This is a genomic window from Pseudomonas capeferrum (assembly GCF_000731675.1).
GTDB lineage: Bacteria > Pseudomonadota > Gammaproteobacteria > Pseudomonadales > Pseudomonadaceae > Aquipseudomonas > Aquipseudomonas capeferrum.
The window spans coordinates 2,289,528-2,310,269 of the sequence record NZ_JMIT01000001.1 but is presented as its reverse complement, the minus strand read 5'-3'; the positions used below and the strand labels follow the sequence as shown (position 1 = coordinate 2,310,269).

Annotated in this window: 7 protein-coding genes; 4 read left to right on the top strand and 3 right to left on the bottom strand. The window is 67.1% G+C overall.

Translation table 11 applies throughout. From position 1 onward, the window contains the following. Positions 1–284 precede the first annotated feature (284 nt). The gene (locus PC358_RS10280; RefSeq protein WP_033699329.1) at positions 285–13,238 is read left to right on the top strand and encodes a non-ribosomal peptide synthetase; all 12,954 of its coding nucleotides are present in this window, start codon (positions 285–287) and stop codon (positions 13,236–13,238) included. Positions 13,239–13,558: 320 nt separating this feature from the next. On the opposite strand, the gene dsbG is transcribed toward PC358_RS10280, so the two are convergent. The 3 genes from dsbG to dsbD are packed head-to-tail and all read right to left on the bottom strand — an operon-like array spanning position 13,559 to position 16,870. Continuing rightward, complete coding sequence (gene dsbG, locus PC358_RS10275; protein WP_033699327.1) at positions 13,559–14,320, bottom strand: thiol:disulfide interchange protein DsbG; 762 nt, start codon at positions 14,318–14,320, stop codon at positions 13,559–13,561. A gap of 1 nt (position 14,321) precedes the next feature. Further along, positions 14,322–15,158, bottom strand: a complete 837-nt coding sequence (locus tag PC358_RS10270; RefSeq protein ID WP_033699325.1) for a TlpA family protein disulfide reductase — start codon at positions 15,156–15,158, stop codon at positions 14,322–14,324. Beyond that, complete coding sequence (gene dsbD / locus PC358_RS10265) at positions 15,158–16,870, bottom strand: protein-disulfide reductase DsbD (protein WP_033699322.1); 1,713 nt, start codon at positions 16,868–16,870, stop codon at positions 15,158–15,160. Before dsbD ends, PC358_RS10270 begins: the two co-directional genes overlap by 1 nt. 163 nt (positions 16,871–17,033) lie before the next feature. On the opposite strand from dsbD, the gene PC358_RS10260 reads away from it, so the two are divergent. The 3 genes from PC358_RS10260 (at position 17,034) to PC358_RS10250 (ending at position 20,603) form a co-directional block, all read left to right on the top strand. Then, the gene (locus tag PC358_RS10260) at positions 17,034–17,717 is read left to right on the top strand and encodes a response regulator (protein WP_033699321.1); all 684 of its coding nucleotides are present in this window, start codon (positions 17,034–17,036) and stop codon (positions 17,715–17,717) included. Continuing rightward, positions 17,714–19,036: an ATP-binding protein gene (locus PC358_RS10255; RefSeq protein WP_033699320.1), complete on the top strand. Its 1,323-nt coding sequence runs from the start codon at positions 17,714–17,716 to the stop codon at positions 19,034–19,036. Before PC358_RS10260 ends, PC358_RS10255 begins: the two co-directional genes overlap by 4 nt. Before the next feature lie 175 nt (positions 19,037–19,211). After that, entirely contained in the window at positions 19,212–20,603 is a 1,392-nt protein-coding gene (locus tag PC358_RS10250; RefSeq protein ID WP_033699319.1) for an aspartate aminotransferase family protein, read from the top strand. The last annotated feature ends 139 nt before the right edge of the window (positions 20,604–20,742 follow it).

Genomic DNA, 20,742 nt, shown 5'->3' with positions numbered 1-20,742 from the left:
CAAATACGAAACGTAATTAGTATCTATATCTTTCAGGAATAACTGGCCAGAAACAGATGTAGGTGCGAGCTTGCTCGCGATGCGCCGCGCGGGCGGCGCTCAATCTTCCAGCCACAACCCCCTCAAGGCATGCACCCGCTCTCACACTCCCCGAAAGCCTTCCCGCAAGCTAATTTCTTCCCCTGCCCATCCGTTCCCCTGTGTACATCCGGCCCCCGTGCGCTGCCCGCCGACGTTCGCGGAGCAGCCGGCCCGACTTCACCAGACACTGGCAGGAACACCCCATGACGGACGCCTTCGAACTCCCGCTCTCGCTGGTCCAGGCCCTGGCGCAACGCGCCGCGCAGACCCCGGACAAGATAGCCCTGCGCTTTCTGGCCGATGCTCCCGGCGAGCAGGCCGTGCTCAGCTACCGGGACCTGGACCGCCGCGCGCGCACCATCGCCGCTGCCTTGCAGGCCCGCGCAGGGTTCGGCGACCGTGCGGTGCTGCTGTTCCCCAGCGGCCCGGACTATGTCGCGGCGTTCTTTGGCTGCCTGTATGCCGGCGTCATCGCCGTGCCGGCGTATCCCCCAGAGTCCACGCGCCACCATCACCAGCAACGCCTGCTGTCGATCATCGACGATGCCGAGCCGCGCCTGCTGCTGACCGTGGCCGCGCTGCACGACAGCTTGCAGGGCTTGGACGCGCTGGCGGCGGCCAATGCCCCCGCGCTGCTGGCGGTGGATGGACTTGACCCGGCCCTGGCCGATGCCTGGCAAGAGCCTGCCCTGGCCGGCGATGACATCGCCTTCCTCCAGTACACCTCAGGCTCCACCGCGCTGCCCAAGGGCGTGCAGGTCAGCCATGGCAACCTGGTGGCCAACGAGCAGTTGATCCGTCACGGTTTCGGCATCGATGTGAACCCCGACGACGTCATCGTCAGCTGGCTGCCGCTGTACCACGACATGGGCCTGATCGGCGGCCTGCTGCAGCCGATCTTCAGCGGCGTGCCCTGCGTGCTGATGTCGCCTGGCTACTTCCTCGCCCGGCCACTGCGCTGGCTGCAGGCAATCAGCGATTACGGCGGCACCATCAGCGGCGGCCCCGACTTCGCCTACCGCCTGTGCAGCGAGCGGGTCAGCGACGCCTCCCTGGCGGGGCTTGACCTGCGCCGCTGGCGCGTGGCCTATTCCGGCTCCGAACCGATCCGCCAGGACAGCCTGGCGACCTTCGCCGACAAGTTCCAGGCCTGTGGCTTCGACCCGCACAGCTTCTTCGCCAGTTACGGCCTTGCCGAGGCGACCCTGTTCGTCAGCGGCAGCCGACGCGGCCAGGGCATCGGCGCGCTGGAGGTGGATGCCGAGGCCTTCGCCGCCAACCGCGCCGAACCTGGTAGCGGCAGTGTGCTGATGAGCTGTGGCTACCCGCAGCCAGGGCATGCGGTGCGCATTGTCGAGCCGCAGCGCCTGGAAGTGCTGGGCGACAACTTGGTTGGTGAGGTCTGGGCGGGCGGCCCGAGCATCGCCTTGGGCTACTGGCGCAACCCCGAGGCCAGCGCCCGCACTTTCGTCGAAATGGACGGCCAGACCTGGCTGCGCACCGGCGACCTGGGTTTCATGCGCGATGGCGAAGTGTTCGTTACCGGGCGCTTGAAAGACATGCTCATCGTCCGCGGCCAGAACCTCTACCCGCAAGACCTGGAAAAAACCCTGGAGCGCGAAGTCGATGTGCTGCGCAAAGGCCGCGTAGCGGTGTTTGCCGTGGACCATCGGGGCGAGGAGGGCATCGGCGTGGCGGTGGAAGTCAGCCGCAATGTGCAAAAAGCCGTCGAGCCACAGGGGCTGATCAAGACCTTGCGCCAGGTCATCGCCGACGCCTGCCGCCAGGCGCCGGCCGTGGTCCTGTTACTCAACCCGGGCGCACTGCCCAAGACCTCCAGCGGCAAGCTCCAGCGCTCGGCCTGCCGCCAGCGCATGCACGATGGCAGCCTGGACTGCTACGCGCGCTTCCCGGAGGCCAGCGAGCAGCACCCAAGCGGCGCGCCGGCCGACGACCTGCAGGCGCGCATCGCCGCCGTGTGGCGTGATGTGCTCAAGGTCGAAGCCGTGGCGGCGGACGATCACTTCCTGCTGCTGGGCGGCAACTCCATCGCGGCCACCCAGGCCACGGCGCGCCTGGCCGATGAGCTGGGCATCAACCTGGGCCTGCGCACCCTGTTCGAAGCCCCGCTGCTGGGTGAGTACAGCGCCGCTGTGGCGGCGATCGTTGCCGAAGGAGGGGCACAATCGGCCGGCATCGCCACCCTCGAGCGTGACCAGTCACTGCCGCAATCACTGGCACAGAACCGCCTGTGGCTGCTCTGGCAACTTGAGCCGCAATCGGCGGCCTACAACATTCCGGCCGGCCTGCACCTGCGCGGTGAGCTGGACGTCGTTGCACTGGAGGCGACCTTCCAGGCCCTGGTCGCGCGCCATGAATCCTTGCGCACGGTCTTCAGCGAAGAGGACGGCCAGGCCCGGCAGCGGATCCTGGCACAGCAGCCGTTCAGCCTGCATCGGCTGGACCTCGAAGGCCAGGCGCCCGCGCAGGTTGCAGCATGCCGCGAGGAAGAGGCCCAGCAGCCGTTCGACCTTGGCCGAGGCCCCTTGCTGCGCGTGACCCTGGCGCGCCTGGACGATGACGAGCATCAGCTGTGGGTGACCCTGCACCACATCGTCGCCGATGGCTGGTCGCTGAACATTCTGCTCGACGAATTCGCCAGGCTGTACGCTGCGCACTGCCAAGGCCATGCAGCCGACCTGGCGCCCCTGCCGCTGGGTTACGCCGACTACGGCACCTGGCAGCGGCAATGGCTGGCCGACGGTGAAGCCGAACGCCAGTTGCACTACTGGAAGGCCAAGCTGGGCGATGCGCTGCCGGTGCTCGACCTGTGCACCGACCAGCCCCGCGCCAGCCAGCGTGACAAACGTGCGGCACGTTACAACCTGAAAGTGCCGGCCAAACTGACCGAGGCGCTCAAGGGCCTGGCCCGCGAGCAGCAGGCGAGCCTGTTCATGGTGCTGCTGGCCGGCTGGCAAGGTGTGCTGCACCGCTGCAGCGGCCAGGCAGACATCCGTGTCGGCGTGCCCAATGCCAACCGCCCGCGCCTGGAAACCCAGGGCCTGGTCGGCTTCTTCATCAACAGCCAGGTGCTGCGTGCGCAGCTGCATGGCCGCTTGCCCTTCGAGCAACTGCTGGCCCAGGCACGCCAAGCCACCCTCGAGGCCCAGGCCAACCAGGACCTGCCTTTCGAGCAGCTCCTCGAAGCCCTGCCAGAAGCCCGCGAACAGGGCCTGTTCCAGGTCATGTTCAACCATCAGCAACGCGACCTTTCGGCCTTGCGCCGCTTGCCTGGCCTGCTTGCCGAAGAGCTGCCCTGGCACAGCCGCGAAGCCAAGTTCGACCTGCAGCTGCATAGCGAAGAGGACCATCAAGGCCGCCTGACGCTGGCCTTCGACTATGCCGCCGAGCTGTTCGAGGCCAGTACCGTCAAGCGCCTGGCCGCGCACCTGCTGGCGTTGCTGGAGCAGGTCTGCGCCCAGCCGCATTTGGCGCTGGGCGAGGTGCAACTGCTCGATGAGCACAGCCGCGCGCAGGTGCTCGGCTGGGGCCAGGCAGCCGCCGCGGCGCCCGAGCGCCTGCTGGTCGAACAGCTCAACGAGCAGGCTCGGCTGACCCCACAGCGCATTGCGCTGGCCTGGCAGGGTGGCAGCCTCGACTATGCCGAGCTGCACCAGCAGGCCAACCGCCTTGCCCATTACCTGCGTGACAAAGGCGTTGGCCCCGACACCTGCGTGGCCATCGCCGTCGAGCGCTCGCCGCAGTTGCTGGTCGGCCTGCTGGCCATCCTCAAGGCCGGCGGCGCCTACGTGCCGCTGGACGTGGACTACCCGGCCGAGCGCCTGGCCTACATGCTCGGCGACTGCAACGCCAGCCTGCTGCTGAGCCACAGCGCCTTGCTGGGCAAGCTGCCGCAGGTCGAAGGTGTCAGCGCCATCGCCCTGGACCAGCTGCACCTGGACAGCTGGCCCAGCCAAGCCCCAGGCCTGCACCTGCACGGCGACAACCTGGCCTATGTGATCTACACCTCGGGTTCCACCGGCCAGCCCAAGGGCGTGGGTAATACCCATGCCGCCCTGGCCGAACGCCTGCAGTGGATGCAAACCACCTATGCGCTGAACGACGCTGATGTGCTGATGCAAAAAGCGCCTATCAGCTTCGACGTCTCGGTGTGGGAGTGCTTCTGGCCGCTGATCACCGGCTGCAAGCTGGTGCTGGCTGGCCCCGGCGAACACCGTGACCCCCAACGCATCGCTGCGCTGGTGCAGCAGCATGGCGTGACCACGCTGCACTTCGTGCCGCCGTTGTTGCAAGTGTTTGTGCAGGAGCCGCAGGCCGCAGCCTGCACCAGCCTGCGCCGGCTGTTCTCCGGGGGTGAGGCATTGTCCGCGACCCTGCGTGACCGTGTGCTGCAAGTGCTGCCCCAGGTGCAGTTGCACAACCGCTACGGCCCGACCGAAACCGCCATCAACGTCACCCACTGGCACTGTCAGGCCGAAGACGGCGAGCGTTCGCCGATTGGCCGCCCGCTGGGCAACGTGCTGTGCCGCGTGCTGGACGATGAGCTGGAACTGACTGCCCCGGGCGTGCCGGGTGAGTTGTACCTGGGCGGCGCGGGCCTGGCCCGTGGCTACCTGGGCCGCCCGGGCCTCACCGCCGAGCGCTTCGTGCCCCAGGCCGACGGTGACGGCCAGCGCCTGTACCGCAGTGGCGACCGTGCCCGCTGGCAAACCCAGCTCCAGGCGCTGGAATACCTCGGGCGCCTCGACCAGCAGGTGAAGGTTCGCGGTTTTCGCGTCGAGCCTGAAGAGGTTCAGGCGTGCCTGCTGGCGCAGCCTGGTGTCGAGCAGGCGCTGGTGCTGATCCACAAGGATGCGCTGGGTGCACAGCTGGTCGGCTACTACAGCGGCGCGGCCGAGCCTGCCACCCTGTTGGCCGCTCTGGCCGAGCAACTGCCGGCCTACATGGTGCCGGCGCAGCTGATCGCGCTGGCGCACATGCCCTTGGGCCCGAGCGGCAAGGTCGATCGCAAGGCGCTGCCAGCCCCTGCGTGGCAGCAGCGCGAGCATGTGGCGCCGCAGAATGCGTTGCAGCAACAGGTGGCGGCGATCTGGTGTGAGGTCTTGAACCTGCCGCGTGTCGGCCTGCAGGACGACTTCTTCGCCCTCGGCGGCCATTCGCTGCTCGCCACCCAGATCGTTTCGCGAACCCGCCAGGCGTGCGATGTCGAACTGCCGCTCAAAGTCCTGTTCGAAGCCAGCGAGCTGGGCGCCTTCTGCGCCGAGATCACGCGCATCCGAGATGCCGGCGAGCGTAACCTGCAAGGCGAGATCGCCCGCGTCGACCGCCGCCAGGCCGTGCCGTTGTCGTACTCGCAACAGCGCATGTGGTTCCTCTGGCAGATGGAGCCAGACAGCCCCGCCTACAACGTCGGCGGCATGGCGCGCCTGCGTGGCACCCTGCACGTGGACGCCTTCGAGCGTGCGCTGCAGGCCCTGATCGTGCGCCACGAAACCCTGCGCACCACCTTCCCCAGCATCGACGGCGCAGCGTACCAGTGCGTGGCCGAAGACAGCGGCTTGCAGCTTGGCTGGCACGACTTCAGCACCTTGCCCGCCGAGGCCCGCGAGCAACGCCTGCAACAGCTGGCAGACGACCAGGCGCACCAGCCGTTCGACCTGGAGCGCGGGCCACTGCTGCGCGCCTGCCTGGTCAAGGCCCAGGAGCGTGAGCACTACTTTGTGCTGACCTTGCACCACATCGTCACCGAAGGCTGGGCCATGGACATCTTCGCCCGCGAGCTTGGCGAGCTGTACGAAGCCTTCGTCGATGATCGCGAGTCGCCCCTGGCGCCGCTGCCGGTGCAATACCTGGATTACAGCGTGTGGCAGCGGCACTGGCTGGAAAGCGGCGAAGGCGCGCGCCAGTTGGCCTACTGGAAAGCCCGCCTGGGCGATGAGCACCCGGTGCTGGCATTGCCCACCGATCGCCCGCGCCCGGCAGTGCAGAGCCACCGTGGCGAGCTGTACCGCTTCGAGCTCGACCCGGCGCTGGTGGCCCGTGTGCATGCCTTCAACAGCCAGCGTGGGCTGACCCTGTTCATGACCATGACGGCCACCCTGGCGGCCTTGCTGCACCGCTACAGCGGCCAGCGTGACCTGCGCATCGGTGCCCCGGTGGCCAACCGCATCCGCCCGGAAAGCGAGGGGCTGATCGGCGCCTTCCTCAACACCCAGGTACTGCGTTGCGAGCTGGACGGCCACATGACCGCCGCCGCACTGCTGGAGCAGATGCGCCAGGCCGCCATCGAAGGCCAGTCGCACCAGGACCTGCCGTTCGACCAGTTGGTCGAAGCCCTGCAACCGCCGCGCAGCAGCGCCTACAACCCGCTGTTCCAGGTGATGTGCAACGTCCAGCGCTGGGCGTTCCAGCAAAGCCGGGAGCTGGCCGGCATGCAGGTCGACTACCTGGTCAACGACGCCAGCGCCACCAAGTTCGACCTGTACTTGGAAGTCACTGACCTCGATGGCCGCCTGGGCTGCTGCCTGACCTACAGCCGTGACCTGTTCGACGCGCCGCGCATCGCGCGCATGGCTGAACACTGGCAGCAACTGCTGGCCGGCCTGTTGGACGACCCGCAACAGCGCCTGTGCGAGCTGCCGATGCTGAGCCCCGACGAGCAACAGGTGCTGGTTGGCCAGTTGCAGGGCGCGCAGCATGGCGCGCTCGACCAGACCTTGCACGGCCTGTTCGCCGCCCAAGCTTCACGCACGCCGCACGCGCTGGCGCTGACCTTCGCCGGCCAGCACCTGAGCTACGCCGAGCTGGACCAGCAGGCCAACCGCCTGGCCCGCGCCCTGCGCGAGCGCGGGGTCGGCCCGCAGGTGCGCGTCGGCCTGGCCCTGGAACGTTCGCTGGAAATGGTCATCGGCTTGCTGGCCATCCTCAAGGCGGGCGGTGCCTATGTGCCGCTCGACCCGGAGTACCCGCTCGACCGCTTGCGCTACATGATCGAAGACAGCCGTATTGGCCTGCTGCTCGGCCAGCGCGCGCTGCTAGAAACCCTTGGCGAGCTGCCTGAAGGTGTGGCCCGCTGGAGCCTGGAAGACGATGCGTCCAGCTTGTCGGCCTTCAGCGATGCCGCGCTGGATAACCTCAACCTGCCGCACCATCAGGCCTATCTGATCTACACCTCGGGCTCGACCGGCAAGCCCAAGGGCGTGGTGGTCAGCCACGGTGAAATCGCCATGCATTGCCAGGCTGTGATCGAGGCCTTCGGCATGCGCAGCGACGACTGCGAGCTGCACTTCTATTCGATCAACTTCGACGCCGCCAGCGAGCGCCTGCTGACGCCGCTGCTGTGCGGTGCCCGCGTGGTGATCCGCGCCCAAGGCCAGTGGGGCGCTGAAGAGATCTGCCAACTGGTGCGTGAGCAGCAGGTGAGTATCCTTGGCTTCACCCCAAGCTACGGCAGCCAGTTGGCCCAGTACCTGGCAGGGCAGGGCGAGCAGTTGCCGGTGCGCCTGGTGATCACCGGCGGTGAAGCGTTGACCGGCGAGCACCTGCAGCGCATTCGCCAGGCGTTCGCGCCGCAGCAGTTCTTCAATGCCTACGGCCCGACCGAAACCGTGGTCATGCCGCTGGCCTGCCTGGCCCCGCAAACGCTGTCGGCCGACATGGGCAGCGTGCCGATCGGCCGGGTGATTGGCGCCCGCAGCGCCTACATCCTCGACGAAGACCTGGCCCTGTTGCCACAAGGCGGTATCGGCGAGCTGTATGTCGGCGGTGCCGGCCTGGCCCAGGGGTATCACGACCGCCCGGGGCTGAGCGCCGAGCGCTTCGTCGCCGACCCGTTCTGTGCCGAGGGTGGCCGGCTGTACCGCACCGGTGACCTGGTCCGCCTGGGCACCGATGGCTTGGTCGAGTACGTCGGCCGTGCCGACCAGCAGGTGAAGATTCGCGGCTTCCGTATCGAGCTGGGCGAAATCGAAAGCCGCCTGCAGGCGCATGCAGAGGTCGACGAGGCCGTGGTGCTGGCCCTCGACCTGCCGGGTGGCAAGCAACTGGTTGGCTACCTGGTGTGCAAGCAGGCCGGTGCCGGCAGTGAGGCTCAGGCCGTGCTGCGCGAAGCGGTCAAGGCCGATGCCCGCCAGCACCTGCCGGACTACATGGTGCCCGCTCACCTGGTCCTGCTCGACAGCTTGCCGCTGATGGGCAACGGCAAACTCGACCGCCGCGCACTGCCGTTGCCGGACCTGGAGCAGGCGCGCCAGCATTACCAGGCGCCGAGCAATGAGGTGGAAGCGCAGCTGGCGCAGGTGTGGTGCGATGTGCTCAACCTTCCCCGCGTTGGTGTGCAGGACAATTTCTTCGAACTGGGTGGCGACTCGATCCTGTCGATCCAGGTGGTCAGCCGTGCCCGCCAGTTGGGCCTGCAGTTCACCCCGCGCGATCTGTTCCAGCACCAGACTATCCAGACCTTGGCCACCGTGGCCAGCCTGAGCGCCGCGCCAACTGGCATCGAGCAAGGCCTGCGCCAGGGGCACAGCGGCCTGACGCCGATCCAGCACTGGTTCTTCGACAGCGAGGTGGCCCAGCCTCAGCACTGGAACCAGGCAGTGCTGCTGCAGGCGCGCCAGCCACTGGACGCTGCGGCACTGGAGCAGGCCCTGGTCGCGTTGGTGCAGCACCATGACAGCCTGCGCCTGCGTTTCAGCCAGGCCAGTGGCCGCTGGCAGGCCGAGTACGCCCAGCCTGCCCCTCAGCAGTTGCTGTGGGCCGCGACAGTCGCCGACTTCGATGACTGCCAGGCGTTGTACACCGACCTGCAGCGCAGCCTCGACCTGGAACAAGGCCCGCTGCTGCGCGCCTTGCTGGTGGCGGACGGGCAGGGCAGCCAACGCCTGCTGCTGGCCATCCATCACCTGGTGGTCGACGGTGTGTCCTGGCGTGTGCTGCTCGAAGACTTGCAGGCGCTGTACCGTGGCCAGCCGCTGGCGGCCAAGACCCATGCCATGAGCGACTGGGCTGCGCGCCTGGCCAGCTATGCCGGCAGCGACTCGCTGCGCGACGAGCTGGACTGGTGGCACGGCCAGCTTGGCGCTGTGCGCCACGAACTGCCGTGTGATCACCCGCAGGGTGGCAACCTGCACCGCCACGCCCGAACCCTGGCCATCGGCCTCGATGCAGAACAGACCCGCCAGTTGCTGCAACAGGCGCCGGCGGCCTACCACACCCAGGTCAACGACCTGCTGCTGACGGCCCTGGCCCGTACCTTGTGCCGCTGGAGTGGTGACGCTGAAGTGCTGGTGCAGCTTGAAGGCCACGGCCGCGACGGGCTGTTCGAAGACATGGACCTGACCCGCAGCGTGGGCTGGTTCACCAATGCCTACCCGCTGAGCCTGCGCCCGGTGCTGGGTGAAGACGAGGCCGCGCGCGCCAGCTCGATCAAACGGGTCAAGGAGCAACTGCGCCAGGTGCCGCACAAAGGCCAGGGCTATGGCGTGCTGCGCTACCTGGTCGACGAGGCCGGGCGTGAACGCATGGCCGCGCTGCCGCAGGCACGCATCACCTTCAACTACCTGGGGCAGTTCGACCAGCAGTTTGACGCCGACGCGCTGTTCCAGCCGCTGGACGCCGCGGCGGGCCTGGCCCATGACCTCGATGCAGCGCTGCCCAACTGGCTGAGTGTCGACGGCCAGGTCTATGCCGGCGCCCTGCAGTTGCGCTGGACCTACAGCAGCGAACGCTACGATGAGCAGACCATCGCCACCCTGGCCGAAGGCTACCGCCAGGAGCTGCTGGCGCTGGTCGGCCATTGCCTGGCCGACGGCAGCGGCAGCTTCACGCCGTCTGACTTCCCGTTGGCGCACCTGACCCAGGAGCAGATCGACAGTTTGCCGGTCGCCGCCGCCGAGATCGACGACGTCTACCCGCTGACGCCGATGCAGGAAGGCATGCTGCTGCACACCCTGCTGGAGCCGGGCACCGGCATCTACTACATGCAGGACCGTTACCGCATCAACAGCGCGCTCGACCCCGACCGCTTCGCCCAGGCCTGGCAGGCGGTGGTGGCGCGGCATGAGGCACTGCGCGCATCGTTCAGCTGGAACGCCGGCGAGGCGATGCTGCAGATCATCCACAAGCCAGGCAAGACTGCCGTGGATTATCAGGACTGGCGCGGCCTCGACGACAGCGCCCAGGAAGCGCGCCTGCAAAGCCTGCACAAACAGGAGCGTGAGGCCGGTTTTGACTTGCTCTGTGAAGCACCCTTCCACCTGCGCCTGGTGCGGGTTGCCGATGCGCGCTACTGGTTCATGATGAGCAATCACCACATCCTGATCGATGCCTGGTGCCGCTCGTTGCTGATGAACGACTTCTTCGAGGTCTACCAGGCCCTTGGCGAAGGCCGCCAGGCCCAGCTGCCGGTGCCGCCCCGTTACCGCGACTACATCAGCTGGCTGCAACGCCAGGACCTGGACGAGGCACGCCAGTGGTGGCAGGCCAACCTGGCCGGCTTCGAGCGGGCCACCGCGGTCCCCAGTGACCGCCCGTTGCGCCACGACCACGCCGGTGACGGGATGGTCGTCGGCGACTGCTACACCCGTCTGCAGGTCAGTGACGGGGTGCGCTTGCGTGAACTGGCCCAGGCCCATCAGCTGACCATCAACACCTTCGCCCAGGCGGCTTGGGCCCTGGTGCTGGCGCGCTACAGCGGCGACCGCGACGTGGCCTTTGGGGTCACTGTGGCCGGGCGCCCGGTGAGCATGCCGCAGATGCAGCGCACCGTCGGGCTGTTCATCAACAGCATCGCCTTGCGCGTGCAACTGCCAGCGGCAGGCGAGCGCCGCAGTGTACGCAGCTGGCTGCAAGGCTTGCTCGAGCACAACATGCAAGTGCGCGAATATGAGTACCTGCCGTTGGTGGCGATTCAGGAATGCAGCGAGCTGCCCAAGGGCCAGCCGCTGTTCAACAGCCTGTTCGTGTTCGAGAACGCGCCGGTGGAAACTGCGGTGCTCGACCATGCCCAGCACCTCAACGCCAGCTCGGACTCGGGCCGTACCCACACCAACTTCCCGTTGACGGCGGTGTGCTATCCGGGTGATGACCTGGGCCTGCACCTGTCATTCGACCAGCGCTACTTCGACTACCCGACTGTCGAGCGCTTGCTGGCCGAATTCAAGCGCCTGTTGCTGGCACTGGTAGAGGGTTTTGAAGGGGAGGTCAGTGACCTGCCGCTGCTGGGTGCCGAAGAGCAGCGTTTCCTGTTGGAAGACTGTAACCGCACCGAGCATGCCTATGCCCTGGAGCAGAGCTATGTCGAGCAGTTCGAGGCGCAGGTCGCCGCCCACCCGCAGCGCACCGTGGCACGCTGCCTGGAAGCGTCCTATGACTACGCCGGCCTGAACCTGGCGGCCAACCGCCTGGGCCATGCCTTGATCGGCGCGGGCGTCAGCGTCGATCAGCCGGTTGCGCTGCTGGCAGAGCGCAGCTTGCCGCTGCTGGGCATGATCGTCGGCAGCTTCAAGGCCGGTGCCGGTTACCTGCCGCTGGATCCGGGCCTGCCGGCCGCACGCCTGCAGCGCATCGTCGAACTCAGCCGCACGCCAGTGCTGGTGTGCAGCGCCGCTTGCGCCGAGCAGGGTCGCCAGTTGCTGGATGAACTGGGTGGCGTGGCACGGCCGAAGCTGCTGGTGTGGGAAGACATCCAGGCCAGCAACATCGCCAGCCACAACCCCGGTATTCACAGCGGGCCCGACAACCTCGCCTACGTCATCTACACCTCGGGCTCCACCGGGTTGCCCAAAGGTGTGATGGTCGAGCAGCGCGGCATGCTCAACAACCAGCTGAGCAAGGTGCCTTACCTGGCCCTGAGCGAACAGGACGTGATTGCCCAGACCGCGTCGCAGAGCTTCGATATTTCGGTCTGGCAGTTCCTTGCCGCACCTTTGTTCGGCGCCAGGCTGGAGATCGTGCCCAATGCCATCGCCCATGACCCGCAGGGCCTGCTGGCGCATGTGCAGGCCACCGGCATCACCGTGCTGGAGAGCGTCCCGTCGCTGATCCAGGGCATGCTGGCCAACGATCATCAAAGCCTCGATGGTCTGCGCTGGATGCTGCCGACCGGCGAGGCGATGCCGCCGGAGCTGGCCGCGCAATGGCTGCAGCGTTACCCGGCGATCGGCCTGGTCAATGCCTACGGCCCGGCGGAGTGTTCGGACGATGTGGCGTTCTTCCGCGTCGATGTCGAGTCGACCCGCGGCAGCTACCTGCCGATTGGTACGCCGACCGACAACAACCGCCTGTACCTGTTCGGCGAGGACCAGACCTTGGTGCCATTGGGCGCGGTCGGCGAGCTGTGTGTCGCCGGCACCGGTGTGGGCCGTGGTTATGTCGGTGACCCTGTGCGGACGGCCATGGCCTTCATCCCGCACCCGCATGGTGCACCGGGCGAGCGCCTGTACCGCACTGGCGACCTGGCTCGGCAACGTCCGGACGGTGTGCTGGAATACGTGGGCCGCATCGATCATCAGGTGAAGATCCGTGGCTACCGCATCGAGCTGGGCGAGATCGAAGCGCGCCTGCACGAGCAGCCAGAGTTGCGCGATGCCGCGGTGAGCGTGCAGGAGGGCGTCAACGGCAAGCACCTGGTCGGCTACCTGGTGGCGCATCAGGGCGTCAGCGCCGATGCGGCGTTACTCGAACAGGTCAAGCAGCGCCTGCGCGCTGCGCTGCCGGAGTACATGGTGCCCTTGCACTGGGGCTGGTTCGACAGCCTGCCGCACAACGCAAACGGCAAGCTCGACCGCAAGGCGCTGCCGGCCATTGACATCGGTGGCCAGCACAGCCAGGCCTATGAGGCGCCGCGTGACGAGCTGGAAACGGTGCTGGCAGGCATCTGGGCCGACGTGCTCAAGGCCGAACGGGTGGGGGTGCACGACAACTTCTTCGAGCTGGGCGGGCATTCATTGCTGGCGACGCAGATTGCCTCGCGGGTGCAGAAGCAATTGCAGCTCAATGTGCCGCTGCGGGCGATGTTCGAGTGCAGCACCGTGGCGGAATTGGCGGTGTACGTGCAGGGGCTGCAGGGCAGTGCGCTGGATGATGACAAGGTTGACCGGCTTAGTGACCTGATGGCGGAGCTGGAGGGGTTGTAGGGGTTTTGGGTAGGCCGTGAGTTTTGTTGGGCGGCGCAGATCGAGCGCCGCCCGCGCGGCGCTTCGCGGGGCAAGTCGGATCGCCGCACCGCCGCTCCCACATCTGTTTCGGGCCAGTGAGGCCTGTGCTATTGGCGCGCGACCGCCTTGTTTGTCCGACGCGATATTGAGGCGGGCACCAAGGGGCCGCGCGCCAATGCCTCAGGAATAACTGGCCCGAAACAGATGTGGGAGCGGCGGTGCGGCGATCCGACTTGCCCCGCGAAGCGCCGCGCGGGCGGCGCTCGATCTGCGCCGCCACCTAATACCCACGGCATGCACTACCGCTTCCCAAGAATCTTCCCAAGCATCTCCGGGCGCGGCGCCCCTTGCTGGCTCTGCAGGTTGCCCTGCTCATCCTGATAGAAGATCGCCGGGGTTGCTTGCAACCCCATTTCCTCCATCAACGCCATGTTCCCTTCCAGCTGCTTCTGCACCGCCTCTGGCACCTTCTCCAGCGCCTTGAGCGAACTGGCCTTGCCGGCCTTCTCGTGCTGTGCCAGCGCCTTGGCCGGGTCCTTGGCCGCCAGCAACGCCGCCGACTTGCCCGGGCTGTCCTCGCGAATGATACCGACCATGATATGGCGCAATTGCACCTTGCCCGATTCCACCCATGGCCGCGCCTGCTGCCAGAACATATTGCAGTACGGGCAGTTGGGGTCGCTGAACAGGTAGACGATGCGCGGCGCATCGGCCTTGCCATCGGCGATCCAGGCGGTTTTTTCCATCTTCGCCCAGATGGCCTTGCTCATCGGCCCGTAGACCAGCTTGTCCAACGGAGCGGCGCTGAGGTCCTGGCCTTGTTCGTCGAACAGGCTGCCGACCAGCACATGCTTGCCGTCAGGTGTCAGGTACAGGGCGATGCCGTTGTTCTGGTACTCGGCGGCATAACCGCGCAGGCCATCGGGGGCATCGAAGCTGCCCTTGATCACGGCCCCCTTGGCTTGCAGTTGCTGGATCGCCTTGGGCAGCGCTTCTTCGGCGTGCAGCAGCGGGGCGGCCAGCAGGGCCAGGGACAGGGGCAGCAGTGCAGTCAATCGCATGTCAGTTTCCTTGTGCGGCAGGGGTGGGCGCGGCGGCCCGGTCGAAAGGTTCCAGGGCGTGGCGCAGGCTGGCCCGTGACAGCTCGCCTAGGTGGCTGCCGATCAGCCGCCCGTTACTGTCGTAGAACAGCGTGGTAGGCAGGGCCATCGAGCCGACCCGCTGGGCCAGTTGGCCGGCGCCGTCGAACAGCACGTGGGTCAGGCTCAGGCCGGTGGTGGCGAGGAAGGTGCTGACGTTTTCGGGTGTCTCACCCTGGTTGACGAAGAGGAAGGTTACGTGGGGGTAGTCACCTTGGGCCTGTTGCAGCACCGGCATTTCGCGCCGGCAGGGCGGGCACCAGGTGGCCCAGATGTTGATGACCAGTGGCTTGCCACGGTAGCTGTGCAGCGCCACGGGCTGACCGCCGGCGTTGCGCAGGCTCAGCTCAGGCAGCTCGGTGCCTTTGCTGTACAGGTGGCCGCCCAGACTGCTGAGGCCCCAGAACAGCGCACCGCTGAACAAGGCCCAACCCAGAGGACGGCGCAGGCCCGGGTGTCGCCAGCCTTGCCAGAGCGCGCCGAGCACGATGCCGGCAAGGCCGGACCAGAACAGGAAGCCGCCGTCGCGGATGTCGATGACTTGCACCAGGTCATCGCGGTACATCGGCCAGTAGGCCACGACGAAGCCCAGGCGCGCGCACAGCACGCCAATCAGAAACAGGTTGAAGAGTGCCGACTCCGGGCTTTCGCCGCCGCGGCGGGCGACCCACCAGCCGACCACACTGGCGATCACCAGGGCAGTGAGCATCAGCAGGTGGTTGAGGGCCATGGTCAATGGCCCGAGGGTTACGGTCAGCATCAGCCTTGGCTCCTGGTCTGGGTCCAGTGTTGCAGGAACGCGGCAGCATCCACTTCACCGGTGATGCGTCGCGCACGGCGTTCGTCGCCTTCCGGGCCGACCCAGATGATGCTGGGCGGGCCGGGTACCTGGTAGCGTTGCAGCAGTGCCTGGCTGGCCGGGGTGTTGGCGGTGACGTCCAGGCGCAGCAGGTGCACGCCCGCCAGGCTGGTGTGTACGTCGGCGCGGGCGAACACCTTCTTTTCCATGACCTTGCACGACACGCACCAGTCGGCATAGTAGTCGAGCATCACCCATTGGCCACGGGCCTTGGCGGCGTCCAGCTCACGTTGCAGGTCTTCGGGGCGGCTGACGGTCACGAATGCATCCTCTGCCGGTTGCACCGCCGCAGGCCCGCTACCCCCGGCGAACGGCCGCAAGGGTTGCCAGAGGTCATCGCCCCCGGCCGCCGCACCGACCAGCAACAGCCCGCCCCACAGCGCGCCCAGCAAAGGCAGCGCGCGCAGCGCAGGCATACGCTGCAGGGCCGGCCACGCGGCCCAGGCCAGGGCGATCAGCCAGGCGCCGCTCAGGGCCAGCAGCAGGGCCTGTGGCAGCAGGCTGCGCAGGGTATACAGGGCCATGGCCAGGAACACGAAGCCGAACACGCCCTTGACCAGGTTCATCCACGCACCTGGGCGCGGCAGGTAGCGATTGCCCAGCGTGACCAGCAACAGCAGCGGCACGCCCATGCCCAGGCCAAGGCTGAACAGCACCAGCGCGCCCTGCAGCACGTCGCCGCTTTGGGCGATGTACAGCAGCGCCCCGGCCAGCGGTGCGGTCATGCACGGGCCGAGCAGCAGGCCGGAGAGCGCCCCGAGCAGCGCGGCACCGTACAGGTTGCCGCCACGTGTACCTTGCCCGGCGCGGTCGAGACGGTCGCGCAGGGCGGCGGGTAGCTGCAACTCGAAGGCGCCGAACATCGGCAGCGCCAGCACCACGAACAATGCCGCCAGGCTGCCCAGCAGCCAGGGTTGCTGCAACCAGGCCTGCAGGCTGGCGCCGAGCAGCGCCGCCACCACGCCCAGGGCGGCATATACCAAGGCCATGCTCAGCACGTACACCCCGGCCAGCAACCAGCCGCGTCGGGCGCTGGCGCCATTGCCGAGCACCAGCCCGGCGAGAATCGGCAGCATCGGCAGCGAGCAGGGGGTGAAGGCCAGCAGCAGGCCAAGGCCGAAGAAGGCCAGCAGGCCCCACGCCAGGTTGCCCTGCTGCAGGTTGCTGGCCAGGGCCTGGTCGCTGGCCTGATCGGCGGCCGGGGCCACGCTGCCACCCAGGTCGATGGCGGTGGTCTGCGGCGGGTAGCACAGGCCGGCGTCGGCACAGCCCTGCCAGCCCAGGCGCAACTGGCCTTTTGCGTTGGCAGGGATCAGCAGTTCGAGCTGGTCGCGGTACACCGCACTGTCACCGAAGAATTCGTCATGGTGGTTGAGCGCCGGTGGCAACTGCGGCTGCTGCTCGGCGGGCAGGCCGTCGAACTTCAGGCGCTTCTGGTAGAGGTAGTAGCCTTGCTTGATCTGGAAGAATAGACGCATCTGGCCATCGGACTGGCGGTCATGGCTCAGCACAAAGGCCTGGTTGACCGGCAGGAAGTCGGGTTTGACGTCGAACGGATTGGCTTGCAGGGGGCCGGCCAGCAGCAGTGTCAGGAACAGAAAGAGGGCACGCATGTCTTCGCCTTGGCAGTACGTTGAAGTGGGCCATGCTGGCCTGGGTCGATTAACCCAAGGTTAACCCGGTCCTACATCCCCCCAAACGCACGCGCCAGGTCCATAATCTTCACTTAATCCACCCGTGGTGCAGTATCTGCCTCACCCAACCCGGAGCTCCACCATGCACGTTCTGCTCTGCGAGGACGATGACCTGATCGCCAGCGGCATCTGCGCCGGCCTCACCGCCCAGGGCTTGACCGTGGACCGGGTCGCCAATGCTGCGGGTGCACGGGCGATGCTCCAGGCGGCGCAGTTCGATGTGATGATCCTCGACCTCGGCCTGCCCGATGAAGACGGCCTCAAGCTGCTGCGGCGCCTGCGTCAGCAGGGCGAGAGCCTGCCGGTGCTGGTGCTCACGGCACGCGATGCGGTCACCGACCGGGTCGATGGCCTGCAGGCCGGCGCCGACGACTACCTGCTCAAGCCGTTCGACCTGCGGGAGCTGGCGGCGCGCCTGCACACCTTGCTGCGCCGTGTGGCCGGGCGGGCGGTGAATGCCATCGAGCACGGCCCGCTGCGTTATGACCCCAGCAGCTGCGAAGCGACCCTGGCCGGCCAGCCGGTCGACCTTTCCCGCCGTGAGCAGGCGCTGCTCCAGGCCCTGCTGCAGAACCCAGGGCGGGTGCTGTCCAGCGAACAGTTGAAAGATTGCGTGTACGGCTTCAGTGACGAGGTCGAGAGTAACGCCCTCAATGTGCATATTCACCATTTGCGCCGCAAGCTCGGTAACAGCATCGTCGAAACCGTGCGTGGCCTGGGCTACCGGCTTGGCCCTGCGCAGGCACCGAAGGAGGTCGCGCCATGAGCCTGCGGGTACGCCTGAGCCTGATCCTGGGCAGTGCCTTCGTGATCATCTGGGTACTGGCTGCCGCATGGATGCTACGCGACCTGCGCCAGCAGATGATGTTTTCCCTCGACCAGCGCTTGGTGGCTTCGGCGCGCATGGTTGCCGGGCTGATCGACCAGTTGCCGCAACCATTGGCGGCCAAGGGCGAGGATGCGCATTTTTCCGCCGACCAGTTCAGCGTGCCGGACGGCATGGCCTGCCAGGTGAGTTCACTGCGGGGCGAGATCCTGGCCAGCAACCACAAGCATGACGGGGCCATGGATGATCAGCGCAGCGGCTTCCGTGACCAGACCATCGACGACGCGTTGTGGCGTACGTTTACCTACAACCACGGTGATGTGCGCATCACCACCGCCGACCGCCACATGGAGCGCGAGGCCCTGAACCAGTCGATCCTGCTGGCAGCCTCGGCCCCGGTGCTGATGGCGTTGCTCGGCAGCCTCGGCCTGTTGTGGATCGGCCTGGGCAAGGGCCTGGAGCCGCTCAATAGAATGCGCGACGCCCTGCGTCGGCGGCGTGCCGACAGTGTCGAGCCGTTGCAGGTGGCCGGTATGCCCAGCGAGCTGCAACCGCTGCTGGAAACCCAGAACCAGTTGTTCCTGCGCATTGCCCAGACCCTCGAACGCGAGCGGCGCCTGACCGATGACGCCGCGCATGAATTGCGCAGCCCGCTGACGGCGATCAAGACCCACCTGCAGGTGGCGCGCATGACCGATGGCGCGGTGCGCGAGCAGGCGCTGGAGCATGCCGAACAAGGTGCCGACCGCATGCACCGCACGCTGGAGCAACTGCTGATGCTGGCGCGTGTCGAGGGCAGCCTGTCGTTCGAGGATGGCGTGCAGTGCAGCGCCGAGCAGGTCGCCCGGCAGGCGGTGCAGGATGCCGGCGGCGGCGACAACCGGCGGATCGTGCTGCGCCTGCCCGAGCAGGCCACGCAGATCTACCTGGGCATGCCCGCGCCGCTGGCGGTCGCGGCCTTGCGCAACCTGCTGGACAACGCCTTGCGCCACGGTGGCGAAAGCGCGGTGGAGCTGGAAGTGCAGATGGCTGACGGCCAGGTGGGCTTCATGGTGCGTGACCACGGGCCGGGGATTGCCGACGACGACTTGCAGCACCTGACCGAGCGGTTCTGGCGCAATGGCCAGAGTGGCGGGTGTGGGCTGGGCTTGGCGATCGTCCAGGCGATTGTTCAGCGTTGCGCCGGCACCTTGCGTTTCGACAGCCGCAGCGATGGCTTGCGCGTGCTGTTGCAGGTGCCGGCGCGCTCGGGTCGTTGATTTTCCTGGCTTGGTGAACCAGATACAATCCCCAGGCATCACAACCCTGTACAAAAATCCCGCAGCAACCGCTAAATCCTCCCGGCGCTTAAGCGTTTCCCAAGCGACAACTACCCGCACACATCTGCTTACAGGGGCGTGGCGGGGCACTTTCGCTTGCTTGCGAGGATCTACCATGTCGACCGCTACCCGCCTTGCCCAGGTCTTGCCGGCCAGTGCGCCGCAACCCCTGTACGAGTTCACCGATTCGCCGCTGCTGCAACGCCAGCAGCAACAGGAATCCAACGCCCGCAGCTACCCACGGCGCATTCCACTGGCGCTCAAGCGCGCCCGTGGCATCCATGTCGAGGATGTCGAAGGCCGCCAGTTCATCGACTGCCTGGCCGGCGCCGGCACTTTGGCCCTGGGCCATAACCACCCGGTGGTAATCGAGGCGATCCAGCAAGTGCTGGCCGACGAACTGCCGCTGCACACCCTCGACCTGACCACGCCGGTCAAGGACCGCTTTGTCCAGGACCTGTTCGGCGTACTGCCCGAGGCGCTGCGCCGGGAAGCCAAGGTGCAGTTCTGCGGCCCGACCGGCACCGATGCCGTTGAAGCGGCGCTCAAATTGGTGCGTGGCGCCACCGGGCGCAGCACCGTGCTGGCCTTCCAGGGCGCCTACCATGGCATGAGCCAGGGCGCGCTGAGCCTGATGGGCAGCCACGGGCCGAAACAGCCGCTGGGTGCCCTGCTGGGCAACGGTGTGCAGTTCATGCCGTACCCCTACGACTACCGTTGCCCGTTCGGCCTGGGTGGCGAAGCCGGGGTCAAGGCCAACCTGCATTACCTGGAGAACCTGCTGCTCGACCCAGAAAGCGGCGTGCCTCTGCCGGCAGCGGTGATCCTCGAAGTGGTGCAGGGCGAAGGTGGCGTGGTGCCCGCCGATATCGCGTGGCTCAAGGGCGTGCGACGGATCACCGAGCAAGCCGGCGTGGCGCTGATTGTCGACGAGATCCAGAGTGGCTTCGCCCGCACCGGGCGGATGTTCGCCTTCGAGCATGCCGGTATCGTGCCGGACGTGGTGACCTTGTCCAAGGCCATCGGCGGCAGCCTGCCGCTGGCGGTGGTGGTGTACCGCGACTGGCTGGACACCTGGAAGCCAGGCGCCCATGCCGGCACCTTCCGTGGCAACCAGATGGCCATGGCCGCAGGCTCGGCGGTGATCCATTACTTGGTCGAACATCGCCTGGCCGAGCACGCCGAGGCCATGGGCCAGCGCCTGCGCCAGCACTTGCTGCACCTGCAGCGGGATTATCCGCAGTTGGGCGATATCCGGGGCCGTGGGCTGATGCTCGGGGTAGAGCTGGTCGACCCGCACGGCCTACGCGATGCCCTGGGGCACCCTGTGGCCAACCGCGAGTTGGCGCCCAAGGTTCAGCGTGAATGCCTCAAGCGTGGCCTGATCCTGGAGTTGGGTGGGCGCCACGGTGCAGTGGTGCGCTTCCTGCCACCGCTGATTATCAGTGGCGAGCAGATCGACGAGGTGGCGCAGCGGTTTGCCGAGGCCCTGAAAGCAGCGGTCTGATACATGCCGGGGCCGCGTTGCGGCCCCGGCCAAGGTGGGCCCGTTGACACCCTGCAGCGTGAAAGGGCAGGAGGGTGGGGGTGGCCATGCGGGCGTCCTCTTGCAAGCGGGTTTCTCTAGAAGCGAGCCGACGCCGCCG

Coding starts and splice junctions, on each gene's coding strand:
- PC358_RS10280 (WP_033699329.1), top strand. CDS start 285: ATGACGGACGCCTTCGAACTCCCGCTCTCGCTGGTCCAGGCCCTGGCG.
- dsbG (WP_033699327.1), bottom strand. CDS start 14,320: ATGCGATTGACTGCACTGCTGCCCCTGTCCCTGGCCCTGCTGGCCGCC.
- PC358_RS10270 (WP_033699325.1), bottom strand. CDS start 15,158: ATGCTGACCGTAACCCTCGGGCCATTGACCATGGCCCTCAACCACCTG.
- dsbD (WP_033699322.1), bottom strand. CDS start 16,870: ATGCGTGCCCTCTTTCTGTTCCTGACACTGCTGCTGGCCGGCCCCCTG.
- PC358_RS10260 (WP_033699321.1), top strand. CDS start 17,034: ATGCACGTTCTGCTCTGCGAGGACGATGACCTGATCGCCAGCGGCATC.
- PC358_RS10255 (WP_033699320.1), top strand. CDS start 17,714: ATGAGCCTGCGGGTACGCCTGAGCCTGATCCTGGGCAGTGCCTTCGTG.
- PC358_RS10250 (WP_033699319.1), top strand. CDS start 19,212: ATGTCGACCGCTACCCGCCTTGCCCAGGTCTTGCCGGCCAGTGCGCCG.